This window comes from Motiliproteus sp. MSK22-1, assembly GCF_001968815.1.
In the GTDB taxonomy this organism is placed as follows: domain Bacteria; phylum Pseudomonadota; class Gammaproteobacteria; order Pseudomonadales; family Balneatricaceae; genus Motiliproteus.
Window position 1 is genome coordinate 69,113 of sequence record NZ_MIEQ01000072.1, and the last position, 18,665, is coordinate 87,777.

An 18,665-nucleotide genomic window follows, 5' to 3' on the forward strand; every position below is an offset into this window, starting at 1 on the left:
CTCCCTGTGAATCGATTATTTTATATACAATAACACTCTCATTCGCTGATTAAAACTGCTGCCTTTTTATAGTCTGATGCCGTTCTGTTGGCGATCTGTCTGATTCAGTCCTAACCTAAAAGGTGTCATAGCCAGTTAGGTTCTCATAAAAATAATTATTCAAGGATTTGATAATGAAAGAGAAAAATGTAGTACGGCAGTGGATTCTGGTTGTTATTCTCAGTTTAATGAAGGTCTTCGTTTTCTCTTCCGCCCAGGCTGCCGACGGGGAGGACTCCAGTCATAAGATCAAGCCCGTCTTACTGAAAGTACCTTTGGCATTCCCTTCTGCCTTGCCGGCGGTAAAGAGCTCTATTGTTTGGGTTGCCGATCAGGCTCAGCTGATCAGCAATGGTTCGATAAAGGTAAAAACCTATGAACCGGGAAAGCTGGTAGCACCTTTTGAAATTCTTGATTCTGTATCAACCGGTAAGGTGAATGCCGGGTTTGCTATCTCCGGCTATTGGGCAGGAAAGATACCTGCCGCCAATATCTTTTCTTCCGTGCCCTTTGGGCCTGAAAGTGGTGAGTTTATGGCCTGGATGTATTATGGCAACGGACTGAAACTGTATCAGCAGATGTATGATCAGGCAGGCTACTCGGTAAAAGTCATTCCCTGCGCTATCCTGGCGCCGGAAAGTGGAGGCTGGTTTAAACGGCAGATTAACAAGCCAGAGGATATTAAAGGCTTGAATATGCGTTTTTATGGCCTTGGAGGTAAGGTTTTCAGTAAGCTTGGTGCTTCAGTATCTTTGATTCCGGGGGCTGAAGTCTTTCCTGCTCTGGAGCGAGGAGCTATTGACGCTACTGAATTTTCTCAGCCCGCAATCGATCAAATGTTAGGTTTTCATAAAATAGCTAAATACAACTATTTTCCTGGCTGGCATCAACAGGCCAGTGTCATTGAGTTGCTGGTTAATAAGGAAAGCTGGCGTGGTATGCATGTTAGCCAGCAGGCAACAATGGAGGCTCTCTGCAAAGCTGCGATGACTAATACTCTGGCTCAGGGAGAAGCGATTCAGTACCAGGCAATGCAAAAAAATGAAAATGAGCGGGGGGTGACCAATCTTTATTGGAATGCTGAAATGCTGGCTCTGTTTGAAGATGCATGGCAGCAGGTGGTCAATGAAGAATCACAGGACCCCTTTTTCAAAAAGGTGTGGGATGATCTCTCTTCCTTTAGAGCTAACTATGTGATCTGGCAGCGACATGCATTTCTTCCCCGTAAAACAGGTGATAAGGTTCAATAGTTTCTAAAACCCTGAGGCCGGTATCTCTGCCTGTTCACCGAGCCTGCACTACCACAGCCCGGCCGGGCTGTGGTTTTTATAACTGATCGGCCATCTCTTTTATTCTCATCCCCCTGTTGTTCAATCTCTCCCCCCCTTTAGTGCGCCCCTAAAAAACCGCGCAGTGGAGGATGTTCTGGCTGCTTTCATTTCCGATCATGTGTACACCACCAATCACCGGTTTGCTGGCTTTGAGGCTTGCAGTACTCCAGCACAAAGCAAAATCCGATGCGTGGTTGTAAGGAAAAACGCTGTAGGGAAAACGTATAGAGATCGACGTTGTATAGCAAAACCAACGGCTGAAATTACGCAACCTCCTTGAGAAGGAAAGAGAGATGTTTCAAAACAACAACAAACAGATCAGAGGTTGGCTACCTCTGGCATCCGGCCTTATGGCTGCACTGGCGGCAGGTCAGGCGGCGGCAGTAGACTTCCACGGATATGCCCGCTCCGGAATCGGTGCAACCTCCAGCGGTGGTGATCAGGCCTGCTTTCAAGCGAATGGTGCTGGCGCAAAATATCGGCTCGGTAATGAGTGTGAAACCTATACCGAGATCAAGCTGGGCCAAGAGCTTTACAAAGCCGATGGGGCTTCCTTCTATCTGGATACAAATTTTGCCGGTAGCGCCAGTCAGGATCAGGACTGGGAGCCTGCTAACGGCGGTGATGGTCTTTCCATTCGAGAGTTTAATGTCAAAGCCAAAGGGGTGTTAGAGTCTTTGCCTGAAGCGACTCTCTGGGCCGGTAAGCGTTTCTATCAGCGTCACGATATTCATATTAACGACTTCTACTACTGGGATGTATCCGGCCCAGGAGCGGGTATTGAAGACATAGATCTGGGTGTGGGTAAATTATCCCTGGCATGGTTGCGTACCAGTGAGGCCGGTGGGGATATTGTTAAGAGTGAAAGCAACGTTACTGATGAGCTTCGTAATGATGTTTTAGACGTCCGCATAGCGGGTATCAATACCAATAAAGATGGCAGCCTTGAATTGGGGCTGGATTACGGCTTTTCCAGCACGGCTGATGGACAGTCTCTGACGGATAATGCTCCAGACACTGGATACATGTTGACTGCAGAGCATACGCAGGGCAATTTCTTTGGTGGTTTTAACAAGCTGACACTGCAATACGCCACTGACTCCATGACCGGTTGGGTGGGTCATAATCAGGGATCTAATGTCAGTCTGGCTGACAGTGAAATGGTTCGTCTGATCGATCAGGGCGTGGTCAAAATCGGTGACAATGTCGAAGGTATGTACTCTGTTATTTTTCAGGATATAGACCGAGGCAACGACAGTGGCTCTACCTGGATTTCTGCCGGTATTCGTCCGGTTTACAAATGGTCTGAAAATCACAGCACAGCGTTGGAAATTGGCTACGATACTGTCGACTTTGACGCCGGTAATGGCAACAAAGATAATGATTTGCTGAAGCTCACAGTTGCTCAGCAATGGTCCGCTGGTTCCAGCTTCTGGGCCCGTCCCGTTATTCGTGCTTTTGTAACCTATGCACAATGGGATCATGAAGATTACCATCCTGCTTCCGATATTCTGGATGATGATGCTGATGATGGTTTCACCTATGGCGTACAAATGGAAGCCTGGTGGTGATCTGATTCGAATGAACATCAAAATCTGTTCCAAACGACAGACTAGTAGTGGCTGAAAGGATCTCAGCCCAGGACCCCGAGGTATTCCCCTACCTCGGGGTTTTGTGCTTTCTTACAGAGGGTATAGATATGAACACAAGTAACTGGACTGGCTTTATTTTAACCCGGCTATTGTCAAAACCCGCCGGGATAGTTCTTACCGGCGTTTTTACGCTGGCTGTAACTGGTTGCAGTCTCAATGGATTTAACGAGTTGTTACCCGCTCATGCTGATGATGCCAGGACAGGTAAGACCCGAGTCACTGAAGCTGAGGGTGAAAACCGAGCTGAGAGCTTGCGTCAACCGGGTAACGCTCCATCTTGTTGTGATTCGTTGCGGCAATTACCGTATCGGCCTCTGGCTGTTGACGCGAATATTCGTCTGCAAATAAACAGCACTTCCCCCGTTTATCATTTTCCTTCCGGTCGGAGTTATTTTTCTGCGTTCAAATTACCGGTAAATAGCAGCTCATTTCGAATAGAGTTGCAGAGTCTCATCGGAAAAACGCTGTTTGAACCGACGGTAATGATGTTGGATGGAAAGTTTGCAGTGACTCGAATCTTAGGGAACGATCGCTTTAAGTACGTTGCTGCTCGAGGTTTTAAAGGTGACAGCATTGATGGCAAATTCCGCGTTGACCGAAGCTATCCAGGGAATCTCTATAATGAGACCTATATGATTATTTATACCACTAAGGCTCAGATGTCGGGACAGACGACGCTGGTACACCCGGCCAAAGCGTTTGCTATTGCTCAGGGTAATCAACCACCGGCGATTGCCGATCCAGTGGTTGACCACACTGGGGTCGGAACGATAAAGCTGTCGGTGATTGAAGAGCAGAACAAGGTCGCTGCTGAGTATGTCCCTGGTCGAAGTCAGCAAAATTTAATGGATGCTATGGGGGATAAGGGGCAAAACCAGGTCGGAGTTGCCGAGAGGGCAGATACTGAGTCGGGAACGAATCCAACAACGATCTTACCTGAAACGAAAGCCTTTTATAAAAAAGCAGTCGCTATGGCCGTGTCGGAGGGAAATCTTGATCGAGCTTTAAAGCTGGTTGAGGAATCCCAGCGCTTGGGTATTGCTGAAATCAGGCAGTACTTTCTGGAATTGTTAAAAAACTAGTCAATCCTGAAACGATTAATCTGTCCGTCTATCTATTGCACTTCTGCTCCCTGGAGGTGCAATAGATTTAGTCTGAACCTGCTTTCCACTAGAAAGGCTCAGGGTTTCCTGCAAATGCAATGACGACTCGATCATTTCCCTTGATACGAGCAAAGCTGTAGGGGCTGTCTGCCAGTTTCTGGTGCTGACCTGCGCCGATGGCAATATGTGCCTGCCTGAACGTACTTAGTATTTGCCAGTGTTTGAGCAATGCTTTATAAGCCGGTTTATTAAGATCACTCCAGTTCATGTCTGAACGAGTCCCCTGAAGTGGGTCAGACCCTGTGGGGCCTGACGGGCGGGCGCTTTCGTCTCCGTAGTATATCTGTATCGCTCCCGGTAGCAGGAGTAAAGGGGCGGCTGCCCGAAACTGCTGGTCCAGTTGGTTACCCTGTTTGTTAACAAACAGAGCGGTATCCTGAGAACTGAGGTAACTGAGCATATTAAAGCCCGGTTTATTGTCATTCAGTGCCTGTGCGTACTGTTGATACAGAGTATCCATGCTATTGAAGCATTTAACACCTGCCTGTGCTTTGTCCTGAAACTCAAAATTAATCAGCGCATCGAATCCGTTATTAAAATAGTTATCCCGACTAAAGCCGTGGCCAAAAACCTCTCCGACCATCCAGAAGGGCTCTTTGAATTGGGGCACTGTTTGCTTTTTACGCCAGGTTTGTAATGCTGAAATAGCGGCCATTTTTAACTCAGCCCAGGCTTCCTGCTCGACATGTTTGGCTGTATCAATCCTAAACCCGTCAATGCCATAGTCCTCAACCCATTGCGTCAGCCAATGGATCAGGTACTGTCGTGGAGTGCTTGAGGGAAGGTCTTTAGCCAGGGTATCGGGCTTGTGTTTCAGAAAAGGTGGAAGGGATACAAATTGGGTAGACTCTGTCTTAAAATCAGGCAGGAACGCCAGGGAACCCCTGATCGGATCAACAGCTGCGCTTGGTCCACTTTCATAGCCCGCAATTCCAGCCCGTATCCATTGTGGTCCCCACCATTGCAACCAGTCATCACTGTTGTAGTTGATCAGTGCATGGTAGTCGTGATAACTCTCGTGACTTTCAGGTTGCCATTGTTGCCAGCGTTCAGGAAGGTACCGTTCCATACCCTTATTGATTGAGCCGAACCGATAGTCCTGCATATCAGCGAGAGTGGAGTATCCGGCATGATTCATCACTATATCGAACAGTACTCTGATCCCTCTTTGGTGGGCACCATCGATGAGTTTTTTTAGCTCCTGTTCTGTACCCATATTGGCATCCAGGCGGGTATAGTCCAGGACATAATAACCGTGGTAGGCATAGTGCTTGAAGTCGCCGTCATCACCACCTCCAACCCAGCCATGAACTTGCTCGTACGGGGCCGTGATCCAAAGTGCATTAACACCCAATTGTTGCAGGTAATCCAGCTTAAGGGTCATACCCGCCAAGTCTCCACCGTGGAAGGTACCAATCTCCTGATCTCCGTCCGGTTGCCGACCGTAGCTCTGATCATTGCTGGTATTTCCATTGTAGAATCGATCCGTCATGGCGAAATACACAGTGGCATTGTTCCAGTCAAACAGAGCTGACTGCGACAAGTTCTGAGGTGTTCTTCTTTCCTTGGAGGTTGCTGGTGTCGGTGACAGGTTTAATTTACTGGAGGAGGAATCGGCTGATTCCAGTAACAGCAGACCCTGGCTGGCCGCACTGGGGGTTATTTGGATTGTCCCATTCGAAACCTGAACTTCTTGACCTGAATAAGCATCCCGTAGCCAGTCACCATCCTTAAAGGTGGGGGCTACCTTGACGGTGACGGCTCCTCCGTCCCAGATAGGGCAATTGGTCAATGATATCGATGGGGGCTTTTGCGGTGTTTTGGTTAAACGGATCAGCAGCGTCTGATCATTTTTGCTGTCAGTTGTTGTAGTCAGTTGATAAGAACCTGCTGAGGTAATCTGCAGTTGCAGCAGAGCAGGCTCCGAAATGGATAACCTGTGCTGTCTGAACGGGCGAAATGGCTGCGGTGAAATACTGTTACTCTGATGGCGGGCTACGGCAACACTGAGCGGAGATATCAGCAGCTGGTAGGTGCCTGGAGACAGAGTGCCAATGTGGGTTGTCTGGCGTTCTTCAGCCGTGAGGGAAAAGCTACCTGCGATGCTGTTGCCTTCATTGTCATGGCCTTCAATGTCCAGAGTGTGGGTCGGTTGCTGAGAAGCTGGTACTGGAGCAGCTTGCAGGGGCAATGAAGTTGATAAGAGTACTGCTAACAGTAATACCGTCAGTAACCCTACCATCGATAGACCATCAATATGGCGGTAATCATTACTTTGATATCTGATCGCTTTAAAAGCCCGGATTTGCAGACTCTCCCGGGGAGTTTTCTGTGACTCCTCCGCGTTGAATGGCTGGATACAACTCCAATATGCATAGGTCAGGGGAAAGGGATCGAGGATCATGTTGTTACCTGTTGATGTTGTTGTTTTAAACGCTTTCTGATGTCGGCGCCAGCTGGAAACTTCATCCTAACCAATTGCCATTGCGCTTTTATCCCCCTGAACAAGACATTCATAAGCCTCTGAAACGGGGCTTTTACGCCCCTTACGCCCTCTTTCTACGCCCCTGCTTTTTGTAGGGAGGAGGATGTTTTAGATTGCGCTTTTTCAGACTATGGGTAAGGCGACACTTTGACCTGATTGAGATAGCTGCCTGGTTGAGAAAGCAGTCTGGTCAGGACAGTGATCTGCACATGATGGTGAATCCAGTAAAGCAAATAGTTAGAAAAATAAACGTCGTTTACACCGAAGAAAGTTATTGGGGAAAGGATAGTATGTACATACTGACCCATGACCGAATTCCCCCGTGTTGAACGTCTTTGTGTTTTGAATGAACAGAATAACAAGCCTAATAAGGTAGGACAGAGATATGAAGAAGCTCTTAGGTACTGCGCTGATTGCTGCCGTTACGACAATGGGAATGGTAATGCCAAGTCAGGCTGGGATTGAAGAAGGCAAGCTGGTTGTCTGGATCAACGGCGACAAGGGTTACAATGGCCTGGCCGAGGTGGGCAAGCGCTTTACTGAGGAAACAGGCATACCGGTGGAAGTTTCTCACCCGGATAAGGCAACGGATAAATTCCAGCAAGCTGCAGCTACCGGCAACGGTCCAGATATCTTTATCTGGGCCCATGATCGTTTTGGTGAGTGGGCTCAAAGTGGTTTGATATCAGCTATAGATCCCAGCGCTGAATTCAAGAATACCGTTGCAGGTTTTACCTGGGATGCAGTGACATACGATAACAAAATCTACGGCTATCCAATTGCATTAGAAGCCGTTGGCCTTATTTACAACAAGGCCCTGGTTAAGAATCCACCAAAGACTTTTGAAGAGATATTTGAACTCAATATGTCTTTGGAAAAGCAGGGAAAGAAGGCCATTTTGTGGGATTACAACAATACCTACTTCTCCTGGGGGCTGTTTGCTGCCAACGACGGCTATGCCTTTAAAAATAACGGTGCCAGCTACGATGTAGCTGATACCGGCGTTAATAATGAAGGTTCTGTTAAGGGGGCTAACATGATCAAGCGCCTGATTGATGAGGGGGTGATGCCAGAAGGTGCCGACTATGGTGTCATGGACGCGGCCTTCAACAAAGGCGAGGTGGCGATGGTTATTAATGGTCCCTGGTCCTGGAGTAACTTTAACAAAAGCGGTATTGATTTTGGCGTTGCCAAGATCCCCAGTATTGATGGCAATGTCGGGCGTCCTTTCACCGGTGTTCTGGCAGCGGCATTGAATGCTTCCAGTCCGAATCAGGATCTGGCGGTGGAGTTTCTTGAGCAATACATGCTGTCTGTGGACGGACTGAAGACAATCAATAAGGATGTACCTCTGGGAGCGGTGGCTAATAAAGCTTTAATGAAGGAACTGGCCGCAGATCCTAAAATTGAAGCGACTTTTGAAAATGCCGCTATTGGCAAGCCGATGCCAAATGTTCCGCAAATGGGAGCCTTCTGGGCAGCGATGGAACCTGCATTAAAGAATATCACTTCCGGTCGTCAGGGCGTTCAAGAAGCTCTGGATGATGCCGCAAAGCGCATTGTTAAAAACTAAGCACTCTCTATTTTTGATCATCGACCCTGAGTTTAGGGTCGATCCTACTATTGTATTCCTAGATAATGAAAGGGCCCTGTAATGTCGACCCAAGCCCTCCCTATGCCTCAATCTCAGCTACACATATTATTTTCGCACCGTTTAGTCAAACTGACAGCCGTTCTGCTGGTTAATCTGTTTGCGCTTTATTTGGTGGTTGCCCTTTATGCTCAGCAGCAGATTGCTTTTGCATTGTTGCTACTGGTGCTGATCGCATCGGCGAGTTACATTTTTTTCAGTAAAAAAGCCTATGCTCACCGTTATATCTATCCTTCTTTGGCAGGAATGGGGATTTTTGTCATTTTCCCGCTGCTTTACACCGTGGGGATTGGCTTTACTAACTACAGTGCCAGCAATCTGCTTTCTCTTGAGCGAGTACAGGAGTTTCATCTCAGCCAAACCTACGTCAGCTCTGCCGGTAAATATCAGTTCCAGTTGTTCGAAAGCAACGGCCAGTACCGTATCCAGGTTTATCGTCCGGATGTGCCTGGTCAGCAATTCAGTACCGAGAGCTTTAGCCTGGGTGATGAGGTTCAGTCTTTGACGCTTTACAAGGGATCGACTGCGCTGCCGGAGCCTCTGAAAATTCGTCAAATCATCAAACTTAAAGCTGCATTGGCAAAACTCCGTCTCAATCTGCCACAGGGAGGGGAGCTTCGTCTTAGTGGTTTGAGACAGTTTGCAGCGGTAACCCCAGTCTATGTCCGTGGTGATGGAAATACTTTGATTAATCAGCAAAATGGTGAGCAGATCAGGCCCAATTTTGATACTGGTTTTTATCAGACATCGGCTGGTGAAGCCTTGTCGCCTGGATTTACCGTTGCTGTGGGCTGGCAGAACTTTACCCGGGTGGTGACAGATCCGAATATCCGCGAGCCGTTCCTGCAGATATTTGTTTGGACGCTGTTGTTCTCTGCCTTATCAGTGTTGTTTACCCTGGTTGTTGGATTACTACTGGCTAACCTGCTGCAATGGGAACAGCTGCGTGGCAAGGGCTTCTACCGGACGATGTTGATTTTGCCCTATGCGGTTCCGGCATTTATTTCCATTTTGGTATTTAAAGGATTGTTTAATCAGAACTTTGGTGAAATTAATCTGGTATTGGGGCAGCTGTTTGGAATTGAGCCAACCTGGTTCAGTGATCCTCTGATGGCCAAGAGTATGATTCTGATCGTCAATACCTGGCTGGGGTACCCGTATATATTGCTGTTGTGCATGGGCTTATTGCAGTCGATTCCCGGTGATCTTTATGAGGCTTCGACCATGGATGGAGCCGGGCCGGTGGATAACCTGCTTCGAATCACTCTGCCTCTGGTGATCAAACCGCTGGTTCCGTTACTGATAGCCAGTTTTGCCTTTAATTTCAATAATTTCGTCCTGATATCTCTGCTGACCGGTGGGTCACCCGATATTATCGGTGCGACGACACCTGCGGGAACCACGGATCTATTGGTCAGTTATACCTATCGTATTGCTTTCCAGGACTCAGGTCAGAATTTTGGCTTGGCAGCTGCGATTGCCACGGTCATTTTTTTGATGGTTGGTGCCCTTGCGCTGATTAATCTGAAACTCAGCAAGATCAAGATATAGGAGGCATTGTTATGGCTATGGTACAACCAAAATCGATCCGCTACCGGGTCTGGGCCAGCCACCTGGGACTGCTTTGTTTTATAGGATTGATTCTGTTTCCGCTATTGATGGTGGTTTCTATTTCTTTTCGTGAGGGTAACTTTGCGACCGGAAGTCTGTTTCCGGATAATCCAACTCTGGAACACTGGTCTCTGGCGCTGGGGATTCCCTATACGCTGGAGGATGGCAGTGTCGTACAACCGCCGTTTCCCGTGTTGTTATGGCTGTGGAATTCAATCAAGGTTGCATTGATTTCGTCGCTACTTATCTTGATGTTATCGACAACCAGTGCTTATGCTTTTGCCCGGATGCGTTTCGCTTATAAGGGCGTGATCCTGAAGTCGATGCTGGTATTCCAGATGTTTCCGGCGGTGTTATCACTGGTGGCTATTTATGCATTGTTCGATGAGTTAGGAAAGCACTTCAGTTGGTTGGGTATTAATAGTCATGGTGCCGTGATTCTTGCTTCGTTGGGAGGGATGGCATTGCATATCTGGACCATTAAAGGTTACTTCGAAACTATCGACTCATCGCTGGAAGAAGCTGCTATTGTAGATGGCGCGACAACCTGGCAGGCTTTCATCTATATTCTGTTGCCTCTCAGTGTACCCATTCTAGCGGTCGTATTTATTCTTGCCTTTATCGGTACGATTACAGAGTATCCGATTGCCTCGGTGCTATTGTTAGACGTTGATCATTTGACACTGGCAGTAGGAGCCCAGCAGTATCTTTACCCGCAAAATTATCTGTGGGGGGACTTTGCTGCTGCGGCTGTTCTGTCTGGTTTCCCAATAACCCTTTGTTTTCTCTACTGCCAAAAATGGTTGGTGGGTGGACTGACGGCAGGAGGAGTTAAAGGATAGCTGTGCTTTAGGGAGCCTGCGAACAAGTCCCTCGGGCCCCAGAGGGCTTGCTGAAAATATAATGGACGTATTTGAAGGCTCCTTAGCTTTCCAATATGGATCATTCCTTGGTTGGATTGACCACTTAGCCAGCGACCGTATCATGCGGTCGTTGTTTTATCCGTAACAAATCATTTTATCTCCCGTCTAATGGCTACGAACTTCCTTTATTCATCGTTGCGCTTTCTGGGGTAAAGACTGAGGCAATGGATGGATCACTACTGTCGGTGACTCCGAGGTTCTGACCTGTCAATCTGCTTTACTTCCTCAATCCCGGTGATCTCGTTTAAAGGAGTGGTTGTCACTGCTGAGCCTGCTGCAAGAACAACACTGCCTTTCAGTGAAACCTTGCTGGTGAGCTTGGCACCGGACTTTCTGGAGGTCCTTATGAAAACTCGACTCAGTTTACTTGCTGCTACTCATACCATGGTAACGGGACTGATAGGGTCAATGCTCGTTGGTTCGATCTTTGCGGGTTCTGCGTTAGCCGTTGATAGGGATGGGATTAGCGGGTATATGGAACCCGGCTATCTAAATTATAACTATGTGCCGGGGACAGAGGTGTTGCCTGTTATTCGATTGGCTGGAATGATAGCTGCTCCAGGTTCATTGGTTATTAACTCTTTAGGCCATCTGGAGCCAGGCTATTTGAATTACGCATATTTCAGCACTAATCGGCCTGCAAAAACCGCTGTCTCTATTAATGGTGAAAGTGCTGCTTCTGGATCGGTCAGCCGTAATCTCTGGGGGTTTATGGAACCGGGGTATCTTAACTACAGTTACTAGGGCGTAATAATGGTGCGTTGCCTGCAGAGCTTTTAGTTTCAAGCTTTAAAAATGACGCCTTAGAGTTTGACGCTCCCTGTGGAAATATCCCTTAACTGGTTATTTTGCTTATCTCATTTTGCCTTAGAACCTATGAATCGAGAACACACTGGACTTATTCATAGATTCCCTTACCCGAGAGAAGCTTTCTTCTGAGGAAACAGAAGCCCTCCTCTCGGCTCCTCCTTCGGTTAACCTCGATCAGGAGGAAGAATCCTAGCTCCTGTTGTCTTATCGTCTGGTTTTTACTTTTTACAGATGGTTGGCTGACAATGAATCGAGCAAAGCAAAAGAAAGTACTGATTGTAGGTGGTACATCCTACGACAGGATTATCCATTTAGAGGAGTTTCTGCAACCGACACCTCAAACAGTTTGGGCGCAGAAGAGTTACTGTGCCTTGGGTGGAACGGGTGCGGGAAAGGCATTGAATCTGGCTCAACTGGATTTTGATGTGACCGTCCATACAATTCTCGGGCATGACCGGGAAGCCGCTGAAATTTTATCCTGTCTGGATAGCGCCAATGTCCGTTGTCTGGTGACGCGAACAGAGCAGGGGAGTGAGCAACATACCAACCTGATGTCTGTTAAAGGTGAACGTATATCTATTTTTACCAACCCTCCTGCCAATCCAGACCATCTGGATTGGACCCGGGTCGAGGAAGCGCTGGTGGAATGTGATATCGCCGCAATCAGTATTCTTGATTACACCCGACCAGCGCTGGCCAAGGCCAGGGAAATGGGTAAACCTCTTTGGATAGACCTGCATGATTATGATGGTGCCAATCAATATCACCAGGATTTTATAGAAGCTGCCGATGTGGTCTTTGTTTCAAGTGACTGTTTGCCTAACTATCGGGAGTTTATGTGTGAGCAAATAGCCTCTGGAAAGGACCTGGTGGTCTGTACCCATGGTAAAGCAGGCTCAGAAGCGCTGGACAGTCAATGTAACTGGTATCAGCAGGATATCGCCGATGGATTTGAACTGCTGGACAGCAACGGCGCTGGCGATGCGTTTTTCAGTGGCTTTTTGTATAGTTACTTGAATAACCGGGGAATACAGGTCTGCTTGCGTTATGGCTCCTTGGCTGCGGCAATGTGTATCAACACAGAGCAGCTGGCATCCAACCGTTTGTCGCCGCGAGTACTGGAATTGCATTATTCCCAACGGTATTAAATATAACGGACCAAGAAGGGGGGGCTGTATGAGGTATTTTGCCGGGATTGCGGTTCCTCTAACCGCGATGATTAATTTTTTCTACATAAGATCAAATAAGGATAATAACAGCTATGTTTTGATCCTGTTTATTTTAAATTTAAAACGTATACTTTTATTGTGATGAGATTTCAGATATGTACTGAGCTCGCACATCTGCTATAACGCCTTCGTCTTCCATTTTCTTTAATACCTCAACCAGCTTTGGGACCAAGTGAGAGTTCTTTTTATGAAGGTAATGGTAGAGAGGGTATACTTGAAGAATATGTTTATAGAGTTTGATTTTCTCTTTTTTGGAAAAATCTACGGTCAAAGGGATACTGGTAAGATGTGCGATTATAATAACGTCGCACCTGTTTTTAGTGAGCATTCCAAAAAGCTGATAGTTTGAATTAACTGACCGAACACTAAAATTACGAGTCCCCGCTTCTGAAAACTTTACACCATTGCGAATACAAACACGATGGTCTTTTAAATCATCCCACTTTGTAAGGTTAAGGCTTTTGTTTTTTGTTATTGCAATGCCTTCCATTATGCCAATGGGGACGGGAATCATAATCAGGTTTTTATATTTTAAGTGAACATCCTTAATTCGATATAATTCTCCGTCTACAACTCCTGCGTTTGCATCGTGTATGGCTCTTTCAGCAGGAAGGTCGATTACTGTCATCTCAATTCCCATACGGTTATATGCTATTCTAAGAACACGTTCGCTAATCGTTGCGTAAGATGATTTTTCAATTGCAGAAATGTCGATCTTATTGTTAGCATGTGAAATAACTGAATGAAAAAATAGAAAAAAAATAATTGATTTAAAATATTTCATGTTGTTTTAACCATGTCTTAGATTCGTAATATCCAAATAATCAGAAACAACCAGTTACTTGAGTGGAGTGGTTTAATTAGATTATTTAATGTTTTTTGAGTGCGTGTTTTTATTTAAAAACAGAAAACCAGATCTCAGAAAACATGAATTAAGTTTAAATAATTACTATTGCTTTACATTAAAGAAAATATATTCGATATATTTCCAATATCTTGTATTCTAGTACAATAGCGTGCGGATTCCACTATTGACACTTTTTTTGCGATGCCAGTGGGTAACAACTGCAGAGGATAGTGATCTTGTTGAATATACGGCTTCCATAAAACTAGCCGTGGCGGAATTATGCATAAACTGGATCAGCAGGCCTGTCCACGGGAAAAGAAAGCTTTTGAGATGAAAATCCAATCCTTGCTTAATTTGCTTGGTCTGGAAGAGTTTGTTAGGCTTTCTCTCAAATTTATATTGGCGTACTTTTTTCTAATGATATATGGAATTAAATCAATTACTTAGAACAGGATGTTATATATGTCTGATATGATATTGGGAATTCATTCAAATGTTTCTGGCGATGAAGCTGGGTTTACATCTGGCCATGCATGGATTTCTATCAGAAGAGGTGGGAAAACAACGGTATACGGGTTATGGCCTGATGCTCACCCAAAAACGCTAGACAATGGAGATAAATCAGACATTAGAGTAGGTATGGAATCAAGGAGCAGGCCCAAAGCAAGCAGATATTATAAATTATCAGATGCTCAATCTAAACACTTCAATGCGCTTATGAGAGCAAATGTGGGATGGACATATACTAATACCTGTTCGGCATGGGCAAGCGATATTGTTGAAAGTGTTATCGGTGAAGATGTTGACTCTGATGATTACTTTGGTTTTGAAACTCCTAGAGAGCTTGGAAAGTCTAGTGAAGAATTAGAGAAAAAAGATCCCACTTCAATATTATCTCCAAAAAAGTTGACAAAGAACCCGGCTTCTAGTACTCAAACTTCTGGTAAGTAATGATGGATTTAAGATTAATTTTTACTCTAATAGCCATATTTACTATTGTTACAGGATGTAAGGGAGAGGTTATGAGTAATAGCTATAGCCATGATGAATTAAGTATCGAAAGCATAGAAAGGCAAGATAATGGATCAACTAAAATAGTGTATTCTACTATTCTTGAAACCTTATATTACTGTCCTGGTGCAAACGTAACTGAAAAAAAAGATGGAATACATATTGAGTTTGTCAGGTGCCCTATAGATGATTTATGCAACGTGACACATCCTTTAAAATTAGAAAATGATAAGGAATATATTGTCATCGAAGATGTTGAAAAAAAATTGTACTTAAAAACAAAAAATGATTTAATTAAAATTTAGTGCTAGAGAAATAATATTTAAATTTATCTGTGAGCAATATGGATGATTAATATTTATTGTCGGTCTCTGATGTCCTTCTGTTAATCAGGATCGACTAAATACAGGAGAGGATTAACGGGATTTTGGTGCAATGAGCCTTCGTCATCTGCTAGTGCCACTTATATTGCTTATTATAAGTGGCTGCATGACTAACCAAACAGTTGGCAAAGAAAATGCTGGCTCTTGCGAGTGAGGCGAATGAATCTGCTAAAACGACTTCTGATTTAAAATTAAGAAGAGAAATCAGCGAGTTTCTGTTGCGACAGAGCCAGAGTATTTGATCATAGGGATGTGCTTCAATGAAGAAAATCTTATTTGTATGTAGTCAAAACAAACTCAGAAGCCCTACCGCTGAGGCAGTATTCTGTAATCATAAGGGTTGGGAAGTCCGGTCTGCAGGGTTAAACAACGACGCCGAAATTCGTATCAGCACTGAAGATGTAGAATGGGCTGATTATATTTTTGTGATGGAACCGGTCCATAAGAAGAAATTGAGAGACAAGTTTAAGAAATATCTGAAAAACCAAAATCTTATATCTTTGGGCATTCCGGATAATTACGAGTATATGGATAAGGAGCTGATTCAACTCCTGGAGAATAGAGTTTGTCAGCTTATTAGCTAGGTTGCCTGGGATGGAATCTGCAGCTTTCGGTATATGCCTCAGCCCTTATAAGTTAAGGTCTGAGGCTCGGGTGGATTGATCTGAAAAACTCCTTCAGGCCCTTTAATTACTAATGGTTCAGGCTCTTAAATCACTAATAGTTCAGGCTCGGTTCAGGAAATAACCGCCTGCAGGCCTCGCCGTTCTGTTGAAATAGATGACAGGAGTCTGCGTTTATTCCTAAGGTAAAGCTGCTGTCCTCTTTCGCTGGAATGCTGCCGGGCTGGCGAACAGTCAGGCCGTCCGGCGCACCTTCCATATCCAGATATATCTGCGTTTCATTGCCCAGATGTTCTGCCAGATTAACCCGCGATTCCAAGCAGCAATCCGCTTGTTCTGGGCCCACAAAGTGTTCTGGTCTGACCCCCAGAGAGACCAGTTCCCCGACTACCAGGTTACTGCCATCAACGGGGATGGTTATTTGTTTGCTGCCCGGCAATGTCAGCTCGACAGCTGATTCACTCACGGAAAGAACCTGAGCATCGATAAAATTCATCTGTGGGGACCCGATAAATCCTGCGACAAAGCGGTTTGCCGGGTAGTGGTAAAGTTCCAAGGGGCTGCCTACCTGAGAAACACGGCCTCCATCCAACACGACGATTTTGTCCGCCAGGGTCATGGCTTCGACCTGATCATGGGTGACGTAGATCATTGTTGCTTCAAGGCGTTTGTGGAGTTTGGCGATCTCTATGCGCATTTTGACCCTTAAGGATGCATCGAGATTAGAGAGCGGTTCATCAAACAGCAGTACCTGAGGCTCACGGACCATGGTTCGTCCGATAGCAACGCGCTGGCGCTGCCCGCCGGAAAGATCTTTGGGTTTCCTGTCCAGCAGGGCACTCAGTTGAAGTGTCTCCGCTGCCGCCAGTACCCGGCGTTGAGCTTCTGTTTTATCAGTTTTTTGCAGTTTTAAACTGAACGCCATGTTTTCCGCCACATTCATGTGAGGGTAGAGAGCGTAGGACTGGAATACCATTCCGACTGAACGATCTTTTGGAGGAAGATCATTCACTCGGGTGTCACCGATATACAGGTCTCCGTCGGTTATTTCTTCAAGTCCGGCAATCAAACGCAGCAGTGTTGATTTTCCACAACCGGAAGGGCCGACAAAGGCAACGAATTCTCCTTTTTCGATCTCCAGATCAATATTTTTTGAGACTGGAATCTGATCATAACTTTTGCAGATATTTTTTAAGACAACACTGGCCATTTGATTACTCCTGCTCGGCTGGGGTCAACAGGGCGAAACCAGCATCCAGCGCTTGCAGGTGAAACTGGTGATCGGCAATTTTAGCCTGAAACTGATCTAAAATTTGCTGTTCGGCATGAAATCCCGCTGGCAATGATAACGACCGGGGGCTGTCCGTCAGGTTTATGGCAACCAGCATTTTTTGTTCTCCAGTCGTGCGTAAGAACATCAGGCAATTTTCCGGAGCATCAAGAAACTGAATATCTCCCTTTATCAGCGTGGGGAAGCCACGGCGCCAGGCAGCGAAGCTACGATAGGCGTTTAGCACTGAATGTGGGTCCGTATCCTGATGGGATACCGATGCCTTATAGTGTTCTGCTGGTACCGGTAACCAGGGTTTCACCTCTGAAAATCCTGCATTGAGCTGGTCTTCCTGCCAGGGATGTGGCGTTCTGCAACCGTCACGCCCTTTGAATTCAGGCCAGAAAGCAATGCCATAGGGATCCTGCAGTTCTTCCAGTTCAAGCTCAGCTTCAGTAAGGCCTAGTTCTTCTCCCTGATAGATGCAGAAGCTGCCTCGCAGGGAGAGTTGCAGTGCCATCATCAGTATAGACTGCTTATCACTGGGGCTGCCTTGAGCCCAGCGGCTGGCGACTCGTTGTACATCATGATTACCAATCGACCAACAGGGCCAGCCATCGCGCAGCTGGGACTCAATGGATTCGATGGTATGGCGGATAAAGGTTGCATCCTTTTGCTCGGTGAGTAAGTCGAAGGAATAGGCCATGTGTAGCTTATCACCGCCTGCAGTGTAATCTGCCATGGTTTCCAAGGAGCGATCGCATCCTACTTCACCTACGGTGGTGGTACCTGGGTATTGATCCAATAATGTTCTCAGCTTCCGTAGAAACCCCAGATTTTCCGGTCTGGATTTATCATAGACATGGGACTGGTAGGCGTAGGGATTATCCAGACGTACACCAATACTGCCATTGCTAACCTTTTCGTTGGCAGGGTTGTTGCGCAGTTGCTGATCGTGGTAATAAAAGTTAGCGGTATCCAGGCGGAAGCCATCAACACCTCTTTTCAGCCAGAATTCAACATCCGACAATAGCTGTTCCACAACTGCTGGATTATGGAAGTTAAGGTCTGGCTGACTGGCTAAAAAATTATGCAGATAATACTGACGGCGTCGGCTGTCCCAGGTCCAGGCTGAACCTCCAAATACCGAGAGCCAGTTGTTGGGGGGAGTTCCGTCGGGTAAGGAGTCGGCCCAGACAAACCAGTCAGATTTTGGGTTGTCGCTACTCTGGCGGCTCTCTTCAAACCAAGGGTGCTGGTCAGAGGTATGGCTTAACACCTGATCAATGATCACCTTAATGTTGCGTTCATGGGCTCCTGCCAGCAATCGGTCAAAATCCTCGAGAGTACCGAACATGGGGGCGACATCCCGATAGTTGGAAACGTCGTAACCAAAGTCTTTCATTGGAGAAGTGAAGAAGGGTGAAAGCCAGATAGCATCGACGTTAAGACTGGAAATATAATCCAGCTTGGCGGTTATACCTGGAAGGTCGCCAATTCCATCCTGATTGGAGTCCATAAAACTACGGGGGTAAATTTGATAAATTAGTGCGCCACGCCACCAGTCGAGGTTCATTTCCTGCATCTTCAATACTCTAAAACAGTGGGCTGCCGACTGTCATTGCTGATCTGAGTCT

15 protein-coding genes are annotated in these 18,665 nt (G+C 46.2%); 11 read left to right on the top strand and 4 right to left on the bottom strand.

Going from position 1 to position 18,665, the window contains the following annotated elements; genetic code table 11:
* The first annotated feature begins 173 nt into the window (after window positions 1-173).
* The 3 genes from BGP75_RS20240 (at window position 174) to BGP75_RS20250 (ending at window position 4,104) form a co-directional block, all read left to right on the top strand.
* Window positions 174-1,289, top strand: coding sequence for a TRAP transporter substrate-binding protein (locus BGP75_RS20240; protein WP_076720702.1), 1,116 nt, complete (start codon window positions 174-176; stop codon window positions 1,287-1,289).
* Between the two features lie 374 nt (window positions 1,290-1,663).
* The gene (locus tag BGP75_RS20245) at window positions 1,664-2,941 is read left to right on the top strand and encodes a maltoporin (protein WP_076720703.1); all 1,278 of its coding nucleotides are present in this window, start codon (window positions 1,664-1,666) and stop codon (window positions 2,939-2,941) included.
* A gap of 128 nt (window positions 2,942-3,069) precedes the next feature.
* Entirely contained in the window at window positions 3,070-4,104 is a 1,035-nt protein-coding gene (locus tag BGP75_RS20250) for a MalM family protein (protein WP_076720704.1), read from the top strand.
* 88 nt (window positions 4,105-4,192) lie between these two features.
* Here the strand turns inward: BGP75_RS20250 and BGP75_RS20255 are convergent, their stop codons facing one another.
* Entirely contained in the window at window positions 4,193-6,589 is a 2,397-nt protein-coding gene (locus BGP75_RS20255; protein WP_076720705.1) for an alpha-amylase, read from the bottom strand.
* 466 nt (window positions 6,590-7,055) lie between these two features.
* On the opposite strand from BGP75_RS20255, the gene malE reads away from it, so the two are divergent.
* The 5 genes from malE (at window position 7,056) to BGP75_RS20285 (ending at window position 12,813) form a co-directional block, all read left to right on the top strand.
* On the top strand, window positions 7,056-8,243 hold the full coding sequence (gene malE / locus BGP75_RS20265; RefSeq protein ID WP_076720707.1) for a maltose/maltodextrin ABC transporter substrate-binding protein MalE: 1,188 nt from the start codon (window positions 7,056-7,058) through the stop codon (window positions 8,241-8,243).
* 81 nt (window positions 8,244-8,324) lie between these two features.
* Entirely contained in the window at window positions 8,325-9,872 is a 1,548-nt protein-coding gene (gene malF, locus BGP75_RS20270) for a maltose ABC transporter permease MalF (protein WP_076720708.1), read from the top strand.
* 11 nt (window positions 9,873-9,883) lie between these two features.
* The gene (gene malG / locus BGP75_RS20275; RefSeq protein WP_076720709.1) at window positions 9,884-10,774 is read left to right on the top strand and encodes a maltose ABC transporter permease MalG; all 891 of its coding nucleotides are present in this window, start codon (window positions 9,884-9,886) and stop codon (window positions 10,772-10,774) included.
* A 426-nt stretch (window positions 10,775-11,200) separates the two neighbouring features.
* On the top strand, window positions 11,201-11,599 hold the full coding sequence (locus BGP75_RS20280) for a hypothetical protein (RefSeq protein WP_143821129.1): 399 nt from the start codon (window positions 11,201-11,203) through the stop codon (window positions 11,597-11,599).
* A 311-nt stretch (window positions 11,600-11,910) separates the two neighbouring features.
* Window positions 11,911-12,813 (top strand): carbohydrate kinase family protein, encoded by a 903-nt coding sequence (locus BGP75_RS20285; protein WP_076720711.1) that lies wholly within the window; start codon window positions 11,911-11,913, stop codon window positions 12,811-12,813.
* Between the two features lie 154 nt (window positions 12,814-12,967).
* Here the strand turns inward: BGP75_RS20285 and BGP75_RS20290 are convergent, their stop codons facing one another.
* Window positions 12,968-13,678: an ABC transporter substrate-binding protein gene (locus BGP75_RS20290; RefSeq protein ID WP_076720712.1), complete on the bottom strand. Its 711-nt coding sequence runs from the start codon at window positions 13,676-13,678 to the stop codon at window positions 12,968-12,970.
* A 525-nt stretch (window positions 13,679-14,203) separates the two neighbouring features.
* On the opposite strand from BGP75_RS20290, the gene BGP75_RS20295 reads away from it, so the two are divergent.
* From BGP75_RS20295 to BGP75_RS20305, 3 genes are all read left to right on the top strand, one after another.
* Window positions 14,204-14,692 (top strand): hypothetical protein, encoded by a 489-nt coding sequence (locus BGP75_RS20295; protein ID WP_076720713.1) that lies wholly within the window; start codon window positions 14,204-14,206, stop codon window positions 14,690-14,692.
* A 71-nt stretch (window positions 14,693-14,763) separates the two neighbouring features.
* On the top strand, window positions 14,764-15,057 hold the full coding sequence (locus BGP75_RS20300) for a hypothetical protein (RefSeq protein WP_143821130.1): 294 nt from the start codon (window positions 14,764-14,766) through the stop codon (window positions 15,055-15,057).
* A 338-nt stretch (window positions 15,058-15,395) separates the two neighbouring features.
* Window positions 15,396-15,719: a low molecular weight protein tyrosine phosphatase family protein gene (locus tag BGP75_RS20305; protein ID WP_076720715.1), complete on the top strand. Its 324-nt coding sequence runs from the start codon at window positions 15,396-15,398 to the stop codon at window positions 15,717-15,719.
* A gap of 133 nt (window positions 15,720-15,852) precedes the next feature.
* On the opposite strand, the gene malK is transcribed toward BGP75_RS20305, so the two are convergent.
* Window positions 15,853-16,968, bottom strand: a complete 1,116-nt coding sequence (malK, locus tag BGP75_RS20310) for a maltose/maltodextrin ABC transporter ATP-binding protein MalK (RefSeq protein ID WP_076720716.1) — start codon at window positions 16,966-16,968, stop codon at window positions 15,853-15,855.
* A 4-nt stretch (window positions 16,969-16,972) separates the two neighbouring features.
* Window positions 16,973-18,613 carry an alpha-glucosidase family protein gene (locus BGP75_RS20315; RefSeq protein WP_076720717.1) on the bottom strand — a complete coding sequence of 547 codons (1,641 nt, stop codon included), beginning with the start codon at window positions 18,611-18,613 and terminating at the stop codon, window positions 16,973-16,975.
* Window positions 18,614-18,665: the final 52 nt, after the last annotated feature.

Excerpts from the sequence above, each read along its gene's own strand:
- BGP75_RS20240 (WP_076720702.1), top strand. The coding sequence starts at position 174 with ATGAAAGAGAAAAATGTAGTACGGCAGTGGATTCTGGTTGTTATTCTC.
- BGP75_RS20245 (WP_076720703.1), top strand. The coding sequence starts at position 1,664 with ATGTTTCAAAACAACAACAAACAGATCAGAGGTTGGCTACCTCTGGCA.
- BGP75_RS20250 (WP_076720704.1), top strand. The coding sequence starts at position 3,070 with ATGAACACAAGTAACTGGACTGGCTTTATTTTAACCCGGCTATTGTCA.
- BGP75_RS20255 (WP_076720705.1), bottom strand. The coding sequence starts at position 6,589 with ATGATCCTCGATCCCTTTCCCCTGACCTATGCATATTGGAGTTGTATC.
- malE (WP_076720707.1), top strand. The coding sequence starts at position 7,056 with ATGAAGAAGCTCTTAGGTACTGCGCTGATTGCTGCCGTTACGACAATG.
- malF (WP_076720708.1), top strand. The coding sequence starts at position 8,325 with ATGTCGACCCAAGCCCTCCCTATGCCTCAATCTCAGCTACACATATTA.
- malG (WP_076720709.1), top strand. The coding sequence starts at position 9,884 with ATGGCTATGGTACAACCAAAATCGATCCGCTACCGGGTCTGGGCCAGC.
- BGP75_RS20280 (WP_143821129.1), top strand. The coding sequence starts at position 11,201 with ATGAAAACTCGACTCAGTTTACTTGCTGCTACTCATACCATGGTAACG.
- BGP75_RS20285 (WP_076720711.1), top strand. The coding sequence starts at position 11,911 with ATGAATCGAGCAAAGCAAAAGAAAGTACTGATTGTAGGTGGTACATCC.
- BGP75_RS20290 (WP_076720712.1), bottom strand. The coding sequence starts at position 13,678 with ATGAAATATTTTAAATCAATTATTTTTTTTCTATTTTTTCATTCAGTT.
- BGP75_RS20295 (WP_076720713.1), top strand. The coding sequence starts at position 14,204 with ATGTCTGATATGATATTGGGAATTCATTCAAATGTTTCTGGCGATGAA.
- BGP75_RS20300 (WP_143821130.1), top strand. The coding sequence starts at position 14,764 with ATGAGTAATAGCTATAGCCATGATGAATTAAGTATCGAAAGCATAGAA.
- BGP75_RS20305 (WP_076720715.1), top strand. The coding sequence starts at position 15,396 with ATGAAGAAAATCTTATTTGTATGTAGTCAAAACAAACTCAGAAGCCCT.
- malK (WP_076720716.1), bottom strand. The coding sequence starts at position 16,968 with ATGGCCAGTGTTGTCTTAAAAAATATCTGCAAAAGTTATGATCAGATT.
- BGP75_RS20315 (WP_076720717.1), bottom strand. The coding sequence starts at position 18,613 with ATGCAGGAAATGAACCTCGACTGGTGGCGTGGCGCACTAATTTATCAA.